General features: G+C 52.8%; 8 protein-coding genes. 6 read left to right on the forward strand and 2 right to left on the reverse strand.

Translation table 11 applies throughout. The annotated features are described in order from the left end of the window. Nucleotides 1-7: 7 nt before the first annotated feature. Both SKZ59_RS15075 and SKZ59_RS15080 read right to left on the reverse strand, forming a co-directional pair. Entirely contained in the window at nt 8-2,632 is a 2,625-nt protein-coding gene (locus SKZ59_RS15075; RefSeq protein ID WP_319992183.1) for a chromosome segregation protein SMC, read from the reverse strand. A 460-nt stretch (nt 2,633-3,092) separates the two neighbouring features. Next, nucleotides 3,093-3,383 (reverse strand): hypothetical protein, encoded by a 291-nt coding sequence (locus SKZ59_RS15080; protein WP_319992184.1) that lies wholly within the window; start codon nt 3,381-3,383, stop codon nt 3,093-3,095. Between the two features lie 581 nt (nt 3,384-3,964). Here SKZ59_RS15080 and SKZ59_RS15085 point away from each other — a divergent pair. From SKZ59_RS15085 to SKZ59_RS15110, 6 genes are all read left to right on the forward strand, one after another. Then, nucleotides 3,965-4,420 carry a helix-turn-helix transcriptional regulator gene (locus tag SKZ59_RS15085; RefSeq protein WP_319992185.1) on the forward strand — a complete coding sequence of 152 codons (456 nt, stop codon included), beginning with the start codon at nt 3,965-3,967 and terminating at the stop codon, nt 4,418-4,420. A gap of 183 nt (nt 4,421-4,603) precedes the next feature. Further along, the gene (locus tag SKZ59_RS15090) at nt 4,604-5,287 is read left to right on the forward strand and encodes a hypothetical protein (RefSeq protein ID WP_319992186.1); all 684 of its coding nucleotides are present in this window, start codon (nt 4,604-4,606) and stop codon (nt 5,285-5,287) included. After that, a complete protein-coding gene (locus SKZ59_RS15095) occupies nt 5,284-7,194 on the forward strand; it encodes a DDE-type integrase/transposase/recombinase (RefSeq protein WP_319992187.1) in 1,911 nt (636 codons plus the stop codon). The genes SKZ59_RS15090 and SKZ59_RS15095 overlap by 4 nt, the downstream gene beginning before the upstream one ends. A 14-nt stretch (nt 7,195-7,208) precedes the next feature. Then, on the forward strand, nt 7,209-8,189 hold the full coding sequence (locus SKZ59_RS15100; RefSeq protein ID WP_319992188.1) for a TniB family NTP-binding protein: 981 nt from the start codon (nt 7,209-7,211) through the stop codon (nt 8,187-8,189). Continuing rightward, a complete protein-coding gene (locus SKZ59_RS15105; protein ID WP_319992189.1) occupies nt 8,186-10,261 on the forward strand; it encodes a TniQ family protein in 2,076 nt (691 codons plus the stop codon). The genes SKZ59_RS15100 and SKZ59_RS15105 overlap by 4 nt, the downstream gene beginning before the upstream one ends. Nucleotides 10,262-10,475: 214 nt before the next feature. Then, nucleotides 10,476-11,285, forward strand: a complete 810-nt coding sequence (locus tag SKZ59_RS15110; protein ID WP_319992190.1) for a metallophosphoesterase — start codon at nt 10,476-10,478, stop codon at nt 11,283-11,285. The last annotated feature ends 193 nt before the right edge of the window (nt 11,286-11,478 follow it).

Genomic DNA, 11,478 nt, shown 5'->3' on the forward strand with positions numbered 1-11,478 from the left:
ATCGGACCTAGGCCATGGGGCCGTACTTGCGGTTCGAGAATTCGCCGACCCACATGGCGAACTTCTCAATGTCCGCCATCAACTGGTCGTAATCCGGAGTTTCTGCGGGGACTTCGTTCGACTGCGAGTGTTCGAAAACAGAATATCGGGTCATCAGGTCCTCGATCAAGGCGCAGTCCTGGTCATTGATTTTCGCGAGCGCGCCGATCTTGTTCTTAGTCTCCACAGACCTCCTGAAGCGGGCAACGACGCCGTTCATCAAGACCTTCTCAACGGAGTTCTCGACAAGCGTACGGAACGTGCTGCAGATGGACTTTGCCAGTACCAAATAACCTTCAATGTCCTTGGCCTCCAAGAGTTTCCTGAGCCTTGTCATTTCCTGGTCGCGCAAACCGTTGGCGGCTTTCTGCGTGTTCGAATTCTTAACTATCGATTTTTCTACGATGCCCGCATTCGATCCGAGTTTGTGGAGCGTGTGGACCAATAACTTGACTGGCGAAGGCACCTTCGCGGCTTCGGCCTGTTTCTCGACCTTTCCGACCGTCTCCTCGAGCAGCGCGATCACGGACAGGCGGTGCGTGAACACGATAACCTGCCGCGTTTTAGAGAGCTCGACGAGTCGGCTAACGACTGCCTCCTCATACGTTTGATCGAGGGAGGAGATAGGGTCATCAAATATGAATGGGGTTGGCTCGCCGGATCCAGCGATGTCCGCAAGGAAGGCTGCCAATGCAACGACCCGGCTCTCGCCTTCGCTCAGGACTCGCTTTGCCTCGGTTGCTGACTTGCTGCTCTTAATGGAGAGGCCGATGCTGACCTTTCCCTTCCCTTGCTTCTTGCTGGAAGTCGAGATCTGTATCTTCTTGCCTCCCAGCAGCAATAGTTCGGACAGGAAGCGTTCCTGATAGTCCTTAGTCACCTCGAGCTCGCTTAGCTCGTTGGCCTTCGTAGTCAGAGCATTTGTCTTTGTCAGTGCCAGCGCAGCATCGATTTCCTTCAGCTTCCTGCGACGTCGCACCTCGTCCACGACGGACTGCTTGTTCTCGGACAGCCATTTCATGCACTGGAGTTCGGCCAGCCTAGCTTCGAGCGCCTTGCGCTTGTCGTCGTTCTTGAGCTCGTTCAGAGTCTTTTGCTCCGCCTCCAATTTGCCCCGAAGTGCACCAACCTTTTGCTCGAACGGAGTCCAGTCGAACTGCGGGATGCTCGCGGCGTCCACCGATGATTGAATCGCGTCCCACCGAGATTTCAGCAGCGCGTGGCTTGAATCCATAAGGGTGGCATCTACTTGGAGAACGTCGCACTGTAGGTTCCAGACGCCAACTTCCGGCATGGAGGGCCCCTTCAAAAGCAGGTTCCTGAGGTCTGTCTCAGCCTTCGTTGCTGCCGCTTCAAGCCCGCCTTTGACGAACGCCTCGAATGAAACCAGTCGCGCTTTGGCTGCGTCATCGAGTTCCTGTTGGCAAAGGACGCATTTGCTTCCCTCGCCTGTGACGGGGAATGCTGCTCCGTTGTACGCAGAGCGTTCCGAGTACTTCCTCGCTTCTTCCCAAAGGGACCGCCACGTTTCCTGCCCTACGCCTTCGAGGGACGCTTTGGCAAATACCTTGTCTGCTTCATCGCCGGCAGTCTTTCGCTTGGAGACGGCGTCCGACCGCGCCTTCACAATCGACAACGCCATGCTGTCGTGAAACGCCATCTTCAGGCTCGACATGTATTTCTCAGCCGTGGCGATAGTGCCTAGGCTTGTAGCGATGAAGGCAAGTCTCTCTGGAACGTTCTTTTGGTGGATTGCCTGTTCCGCGTCGAGCCGTTCGGATTCGAGTTCTAGGCTGAATGCGCAGCGCGCATCGACGTCGGCATCCTTCGTCGTAGCAGTTAGCGCCGCAACCCACTTGGCACCTGCGGTAAGGAGCAGGCTCGGTGGGACGCTGGGCAGCCCTGACGGCAGCGCGGTTTTCCGCCGATCCAGATTGCACGCTACTTCCTCGCAAATCTTTATAAGCGAGGTCACGAACCGAATCCTTCGCGGCTCATACGACGCCTCGTTCTTAGGCCCAAAGTAGAGCGCGGCGGCATGCGAGTCAAAGATATGCACCTCTTTCAGCATCCCGCTCGTTGCGCCACCAGGCGTCCAGTCAACGCATTTTTCCGCGCCGCCGTAAGTCACGCTGAGGGAAGCACTGGGAGCGACGGGCTTATCCATGAATACGTTCGGTAGGATGTCTTCTTTGGCCCGCGACCCGCACGCGTGCTTCAGCAGCCTGGAGAAACCGGACTTCCCCGTTCCGTTCTGGCCATAGATCGCGATCAAGGATGCGTCCCCGAATTCCAGTTCGGCATCGTTGGAAATCGCGTTGACGCCGTTTACTTTATTCAATGCCATAAGGCGCAGGTGGGGGCGCTTCTGGGCGGCCCCTAGTGAGCCCGCACCGAGCGTCTTGAACTTGTCTTGGCCAGCCCCACCAGCTTCTTCCACGCAAAGGCTGGAAAGGATCTCGATTTCACCGGCATCTGGAAGGGCTCGCTTCTCGAGCATGTCAGAAGCAGCCGTCTGCAACCATCTTGGACGCGCTGCTATCCATGAGTCAAAGGGATCGGCAACGGCCACCGCTAGAGTCGTATCAGGCATGCTCATGCTCTCATGAGTTAATGAAATAATGTGGTGGTGGCCAATTGCGGCGAAACGAGTTGAAATTGCCTGTCGTCGCATAAGCTACTCAGATTCCCTTGAAACGCATGCGAAATGAATCCTTTACCAATAATGAAAGCAACGCACCCTAGATATTTTTGACAAGATAATGCTGTTGGTCAAGAAATAGCGGCATAGTGATAATTGGTGGTATTGTTTCAACAACAATCAAGCTCTTAACACTGAGAGGCTGCGGTGAGATTGGCGTAGTACCGGAAAGTCAACGATGAACTTCTGGAACTGGGAGAGCGCTGCGGTAAAGGGCGAGCGCAGCGCCGCCGACGCAGGGGCAACATTATTTTTAGACTTTCTTCAGCCTCAATGCGTATTGGCTGCCCTCTGCGACAAATTCTTGATGAGGGCGGGTCTGACCGTATCCTCAAGCGCTATCCGGACGTGCTTACGTCGCTTGCGCCTGGAATTTTCGAACCGAGGTAACGAAAGGAGAGTTCTGGCGCAAAGCAGCCGCGTGCGACGACCGCTCTTCCAAAATGGAAGCCGCGTCATTAGGGCACTTGAGAAGTTCCCGCCAAGCAAAAATATAGTCGCTGCTACAAAGTGAATTCTTTTCCCAACTATCTACCTGGAGGTTGGCCAAATAGATAATTTCGTTCGCAATCGGATCCGGTGCAGCGCGAAGCGCCGATGCAACTGGCACATGCTTAGCAAGACGCCGTTCATCGATATCCAAGAACACCGAGGAGGCTCCGTTACTGTGTTGAATTTGTGAATTACTTATCATAATGGAATTTTATGATGTTGCAATTATAGCTAACGACTCGCTGAGGGCTTCAGCATAGCACACGTTTTGCTTAAAAATGATGCACCATTCCTATCAAGTAGGCTGGCTGGAGCCAACAAAAAAGTGCTATTTGGGCTTTTTGGTTTGCTATATAGACATGTGAGTGACACCTTAGTGAAGATGTCCCGAAATCGCTTTGAACGCTCATAATCGGCCCCCCTGAAGTCGGTTACTAATCAGTGATTTGGATGTCTCCCCGCTATTGGGGGGCGCTGGCGTTGACCCGTAACATGGGGGCACTTTGCACTAGATGCGGCTAGTTGCTATAGATGCGACATTCATGTTGGCAAAAGCTATAGCCCACGAGTTAGCGCCACAAAGTTTGTTGCGTTTTCCCAACACGCCGTAAAACCCTAGTCAAGGCGCACAATTCTCTCGCCCTCTATACCCGCATTGGAGCGCTGCTTCGACGCCCTGATTTAGCTTGTTACGTTCTATTATTACATAGAGTAAATGCAAGCTTTTTCGTCATGAGTATCAATATTAAACTTGTTGCCAGTACATTTTCCTTGGACGAGAATCGCGAGATTCATCGAGCCAAATTAAAGGCAAAACAAGTGTCCGAAAATTACGGCGCAATACTTCGAAGGTTTCGTAAGGTGCGGGAACTGCGACTCGTGGATTTCTCGCGGCTGTCGAACCTGGATGTAGGCTATCTGAGCCGAATCGAGACCGGAGACCGGTCTGTCCCAGGTCCTCGCACTCGAACAATTCTCCAAAGTGCACTTCGGCTTTCCAATGCGGAGATCGATGTATTGGAAGCTGCCGTTTGTCGGAACTTGCAGACGTCTGCAACTGACGCGATTTCAATGCGCAGCGGCGATGGCGCAGTGATCATCCTTCCGGGGAAAGATATCTTAAGGCTGCTTATGGCGCTCGACCTTAAACCTACAGTGCTCATCTCAAAAGGAGAACCTGAAATGTAAAAACCGCCGAATCCTGTCGGAGGTCGGCGGTCGGAACTGCTGCGTGAGAACATCAGTATCCGTCTTCCTTCCCCCCTCAGTCAAGTTATCCAAGAGTTCCGTTGTGTCGTCGACACAAGACGGCGGGCCACTGTTTGCTGAATTTCCAGCAAAAAATTGGCAAATTTGCAGGGAGGAAAAACCATGACAGCTTTACGTCAACAGCTGATTGAGCTATTTGCTCGATCCCCCGGACTAGATGGCACCATTCACGGGACGAGACGTGTCGTCCAGGGCAAACATGGATCCAGATCGTCGCTGTTCTACAGCGTGAAAAACCGAGCCTTGATGCCAACTGAGTCCCGCCTCGAACGATCTGTTTGCTACCGACTTGAGTCGGACCGCAGCGTTATGCAATATAGGATGCAACCGATCGCTATTCGATATGGCAAAGAACTACTGTACCCGGACATATGCATTCGCGATCCAAACGGCACCATCCGGATTGTAGAAGTCAAACCGGAAGCTTTCGAGCGGACATTAGACAATTGTCGAAAAGCGAACTTTCTTCGATCATATTTTTCAGACTTCGGTATCAGTTACACGACGGTCGGAGAAGCGTACTGCGGCAGCAAAATCGAGTTGGCCAATCTTGAGATGCTATACAACCGCGGAGGGCGACAGGAATTGAAAAATGAACTCCTGCAAGAACTCGCCACGCGCATACTTCGCATCAACGGACCGATAACCATGAGCGAGGCGGTAATTAGGCTCGAGGAAGCAGGTGTTGCCCGCTATTATCTCGACGCCGCGTTGTTTCACGGCTACTTAAAGTGCAACTTCCAGCGTCCAATTTCTACAACGACGCTTGTGGAGTGCTGGCAATGACGGCCCGCCTGCAGCAACAAAAATTGGCGATCGGTACCCGCATTGCGATTCGCAATCGGACGTTCGAGGTTGCGTATGTTGACCATATGACTCTTCGTTACACGCCGTGTGAAGGCGGCCGCTCGCAGCGCATGCCAGTCGAAACTTTTTGGTCCCTTGTTGATGACGGTGTCGTGGGATTTTGCGGTACTGCCGAGTCAGGAGACAACTCATTGCAGCTTTGGGAGCTCACAGGCGAGCAGTGCGATGAAATGCATCGACGGCACAAATACGTCGCGACGGCCATGCTTAGTCCTCGCAAGATCATGGCGGCCTCAAACTTGCGTAAGACAGTTCAAGTTGTTGCGGAAAAACTGGGCGATCCAAACCCTCCTTCGCGGACAACGCTTGCCCGCTGGCTTCAAATATTTGCGCAGAGTGGCGGAAACCCGAAGCAGCTCCTACCGCGGCACTGTGACAAGGGGCGTCGCGAGACGCGATTTTGTTTCGAGATTGAAGCTGTCATTCAGGAAACTATTCGAAATGATTTTTTGACTGTAAATCGAGATTCAATAGAGCAGGTGGCTTGCAATATCATCGGAAAAATAAGCGAACGGCCATGGTTGGATGGTCCTGTGCCGAGCAGATCATCAATCTATCGCCGCGCGGCGGCCCTTGATCCTTACATCGTCGCGCTGAAGCGGTACGGGTCAAAGTTCGCGAATATGCGGTTTCGTGCCGCAGGCGCCAGCTTGGAGGCAACGCGGCCTATGCAGATTGTCATGATGGACGGGCATCGAATGGATGTTCTCGTCGTGGACACGGAGACTGGCGAAATTCTTGGCCGGCCATACTTAGTATGCCTTCTGGATGTTGCAAGTCGCGCCATAGTCGGATGGCACATTAGCTTGGTTCCATTTTGTGCGACGACAGCGTTGGCAGCAATTAAGGACACATGTTCCCGAGATCCTGCATCTGGGCCCGGGGGCGTACCAGAGGTAATTGTCCCCGACAACGGCCCTGACCTGGCCTCCCAGGCTCTCCGAAAACTTTGCACCTGGCTTGGCGTGCATATCGAGCCTGCAAAAGCCTACTCACCGAATGACAAGGCCCACATCGAGCGATTCTTTCGGACCGTCAATATGATGTTGATTCATTTGCTCCCTGGAACAACCTTTTCTTCGCCATCTGATCGCGGTGAGTACAAATCAGGTGAACTGGCATGTCTTACGTTGGACGATGTGAAGGAGAAATTTGAGAAGTGGCTCACCACGGTGTACCACGTCCACGCGGATTCGAACCGGGCGCCTATCATGGCATGGCGGGATCTTCAAAGCACCTATCCCATCCTTCATTTTTCGGCCGTCGAGCTTGACGTCGTGGCCCGCGTCGTGCACAGGCGCGCCATCAATAAAGGCCGTGTGCTCGTCAATCATCTCTACTACAAATCAGATTGCCTGGCGACGCTGGAGGCACGGGGAATCGGCGATGTCACCGTAATGGTCGACGAAATGGATTTGGGCTTTGTATATGTTCAACATGATTCAGATCCGAAGGTGTTGTACCGAGCGGATGCTACACGTCGTGAGTACACGAGAGATCTGACGCAGTACGAACACGGGAAGGTATTGGAGGGCATCAAAAAAATGCATAGGGACGACATGAAAGCGCTTGGCGAGCACACGTACGAGCTGGCTCGCTGGGAACTTTGGAAAGACATCCAGGAGCTCACCAATTCACGCAGCGCACGACGACTCCTTGCGCTCAAATCCCAAAAAGAGAAAACAAAATGGAAGCGTGAGGAGCGAAAAAATCAACAGGCCATCATCACTGAGCAAGCCCTGGTGGCAAGTGCTGTGCCGTCCGCCCCTGCTGTCGTGAATGCCATTATTTCACTGCCGTACGAAAACCAAACCTTTACTCTTTAAGGCTGAATATAGACATGAACTTGCCGAATCAATTCGAGAATCCCTATCACTCGAAAGTAGCAGCTCTCGACAATATCTACGTCACCCATCAGAGTTTGGTGGAGGCGATTAACGGCATTACCGAATGTATCTCGTGGTCGAGACACAGCTTAGAGCCAAAAGGCGCCCTGTTGACGGGTATGGGCGGTGCGGGGAAAACAACCATCTGCCAATTCATTCTAAAACGGTATCCTCCGGTAATGGTCTCTACCGATGACGCGCATATCAATACCGTGCCCGCATTTTATACATCAGTGCCTTCACCATGCGGAATTAAGGCGCTTGCATCGAGTATGTTAGACGAGCTCGGCGATCCCTCACCTGGTATAGGGTCCGCATCTGCAATGACGAAACGCCTTTGCAAATTACTGGTCGAATGTAGAACACGCGTCATTATTTTGGACGAGCTACATCATCTTCTAAGGACAAAAGGAAAAGTGCAGGGAAAAGCCGAAGAGGTCTGTGACTGGCTGAAATCACTCATGAATAAGGCCAAGGTAATGATATGTCTCGTCGGAACGCCGTCGTGTGAATCAATCCTGCAATGCGGCGATGGCCAGATGTCGAGACGTTTTTCACATCGCCACCATCTCCGAGACCTGAGCTGCGGTACCTCAGATCACCCGGGGGAACTCGCTGGCTTCTTACAACATCTAGCAGCCCAATATTCTCTATCACTGGGATCGATTGCGATGCCGGACTTTGGCTCACATAAGCTTGTAGAGCAAGTGTGGGCTGCAACTTCTGGTCGCCCCTCCTTCATTACTCTTCTCTTGCAAAAGGCGGTACTTTCCGCATTAAACGGCCAGCGCACGTCCATTACGGTCGGTGATCTGGCGGCGGCGTTCGATTCGGGGGTTACAATCGATGTAGCGCAGTCCACCAAGAACCCCTTTGAAATGTTGAACTATGAATTGAAGGACTCTGTGCTGTCCAAGCTACGGGTGCAAAAATGAAGCTCCCAGTCCTGCCTTTCGCGTTCTCCGACGAGTCCGCTGCTGGTTTTATCTTGCGCGTGGCATTTAGAAACGGTTGGTCAAGCCCGAATGCGTTCATTCGCGGGTTGGGCGGTGGCGTCGGCTCAGGCGTCAGTCTCGCGCGTATGCTGGAACATTTCGACTTGCTTTCGCTATTCGGACTTGAGGTTCCGGATGGGCTCGTTGAGTTATGCATGGCAAGGCGTGTTTATCCTAAACGTTATCGCTTTGCTGAAGGAATAGATCTTCCACCGGCGGCATTTCGGGAGGACTGCTCAGCCGTCTGCCCAGAATGTCTGAAAGTATCTCCCCACATTCGGCAGATATGGACCCTCGATTGCTATACCACTTGCCACATTCATGGCGTGCAGCTAATGCGGTCGTGCGATGCGTGCGATCTACCTCTAACCTATCATCGCTCGGCCCCTCATCTATGTTCCTGTGGGGCTGACTTGTCATGTGCTAAGACTAGCTCAGGCGATATTGCCAGCGCAAAAAAACTCCACCTTTTGGTCGCAGAGCAGAAGCAAGACGAACTTGCCGTTGCAGCGGATGTCTTCGGCGCCTGTCGTGAAGCATTTTGTTGTGACGCGGAGCGAAATTCGAGCACTATCGCGCAATACACTTCGCCTGCGCTGGCAGCCAGGGAATATTTTGTCCTTTGGCTGGCCGAGTATGTCAAAGGCCGTTCAACCATGGAGCATCCTCGCTTGTTGCTCGTACCGTTTTTGCGTTCCGCAGGTGCATTGCACGACGCAGCCATCAGCGCATTACGGATACTTGACGGCATGCGTCTCACCAATCTTCGTGAAGAAAAGATTTCTGGATACCTGAACCGCCGCGACGCTTGCCACGCATTGGGGTTGAATTCGCACCGCGTTATCGCGAGGCTCGGCTACCTTGGATTGCTGAGCGACGCTCCGTTCAACGCTGAAGATCGCGGACTAGTAGTTTCACGTGCCCATATTAATCGGCTGCTGATCGATCTATATCGTCCTGAAAGGGACGCGATTATGCCAGTGCGAGCGCTGACCAGGCCGCTTGACGAACTAATTCAGACGGGTTTGAACTTGCCAGCTTCTGTGATCGGCTACAGTCTCAGTGCGGGCCTGACCACCTTTCGCCTCCATGTGCCTTTAGTCGACCGACAACACAACATCCCTTCAGGGTTTATTTCTTTATCGCAGGCGGCAAAAATGCTCGGTGTTCACAAGGACGTCGTCCGAAGCGCATCAAGGCTTGGGCACATCAAAGCGGTGCCTGGGCGACGAGGAACGAGTCCGCTGATCTTTGAACGCGACGAAATTTCTAACTTCGATGCAATGTTTGTTTTTGCAAGTTCGATTGCGCGGGCGATGGGTATTGAACCGATGAAGTTTTCTACAAAGTTGTTCGCTGCAGACGTCAAGCCCGTAGCAGGGCCGACGATCAACGGGCTTCTGATGTACCTCTTTGACCGCAATGATCTGGCCCATGTACATTTGCGCGTGCTCGCCGCTGGCAAGTCCGTACCGTTCAGTGGAGTGACGCGGTTTGTGAACATGGCGAAGCGGCTCGATGCAGCTCAACCATCCATCTCCATTTCGGAAATCGGCGAAGATCTTTCAATTCCGCACACCGACGTTGCCAAGATTGTGCGCTCGGGATGTTTGGAACGCGTCGTCGTGCCTGGACGGGAAGTGCGGGTATGCCAAAAATCTTACGCCGCATATAAAGCGAAATTCCTAGATCCAAATATTATTGATATCGTTGTCGCAGCTAAAATGTCGGGTGAGACGTTACAAGAGTTCCGCTCCAATTGGATCGAAACTCAATTAGTGAATGTGATTGATCTTGGTCTGAGGCGCTGTATTGCACAGGACGAATTCATAAGGGTTCAAGCTTTCAGAAGTCAATACGTCACCGCCAGACAGGCGGTATTTCTGACGCAAAAAGGGCGACATACCCTTCCGAATTTGGAAGTGAGGGGCGCGATTTCTTCGATACGTGAGGGCGGGCGGCGCAAGATCCGATTGTTCGATCGAATGACAGCAGGAAAACTATTTTGGTAGAACGCGGTATGGTCACGAAACGCTGAATTTGAGAGAGGCGCTGTTGCGACCTCCCTTGGTGAGGAAAGTTTTTCATGGTCACCATCACGAATCGATTCGATACCCAGACGGTGTTTGGCGTGGGGTCGATTCGGGAGAAATCGTTCGATTGACGTGGGGCGGATCCGCCGCCGCCGGTGGAGTTCAAAACCTCAGCTCCTAACGGAACCTGATTATGATCAAAAACCCTTCGACATTACGCCTTCTCATCCTTTCGGATTTGCACCTGGAATTTCGACGGTCGCAAAAACCAGTGTTCGATTTAAGTATCGCGACGCCTGATATCGTCCTTCTTGCTGGAGACATCGATACCGATGCGGTTGGCGTCGTAGCATGGGCCGCCAACGTGTTCGCGGATTTGCCTGTTCTCTACGTGCACGGTAACCATGAAGGATACGGGGGGAAAATCGACAGCGTCATTAAAAAGATTTCTGCGGCGTGCGCAACGACTCCTAACGTCCACTATTTACATCAAGCCGAATTCCGACATATGGGGGTTCGATTTTTTGGCGCCACTCTCTGGACAGATTTTGCGCTGTTTGGGGAGGATTTGCGTCAGGAATGTATGAACGCGGCTGCCATGCTCATGACCGATTATCGTTCGATCAGGTTAGCGAAGGAGCGTTACCGTAAGCTCAGACCGATGGATACCGTACGCTTTCATAGGGAGGAGAGAACATGGCTCGCCGAGAAGCTAGAACAGCCGTTTGAAGGGCCGACCGTAGTGATGACGCACATGGCGCCGTCCAAGGCATCTGTCGCGCCCCAATATTCCGGCGACTTGCTTTCCGCGGCATTTGCCTCGAACCTGGATGACCTGGTCAGTAAAGCCGACGTATGGGTTCACGGCCACATGCACACCTCGTCTGACTACCGCATCGGACGCTGCCGGGTCGTGTGCAATCCATACGGGTACATTCGTAAGGACGGCGAGCCGGAGAACGGAGACTTTCGGCCAGATTTTAATGTTGAATTAGCGGTTTAAAAGTACGCGAGCCTTGACCCTAGCAGGACGAGAATTGTAGCTGTGGCATAATTTCATATAATTCCTTATGGCAACAATTTTTGCGGCTCGTGTCGAGGCTTGTGTGCATACCGCACGGTATCGACCGGCGCGAGGTGAGGAGTCTGGCCTTGGGCGCCTGGGTAAGCGCCGACCACAGCGAGACCTATCTTGA

Origin of the sequence: Janthinobacterium sp. GMG2 (genome assembly GCF_033949445.1) — a bacterium.
Taxonomy (GTDB): Bacteria; Pseudomonadota; Gammaproteobacteria; order Burkholderiales; family Burkholderiaceae_D; genus Janthinobacterium; species Janthinobacterium aestuarii.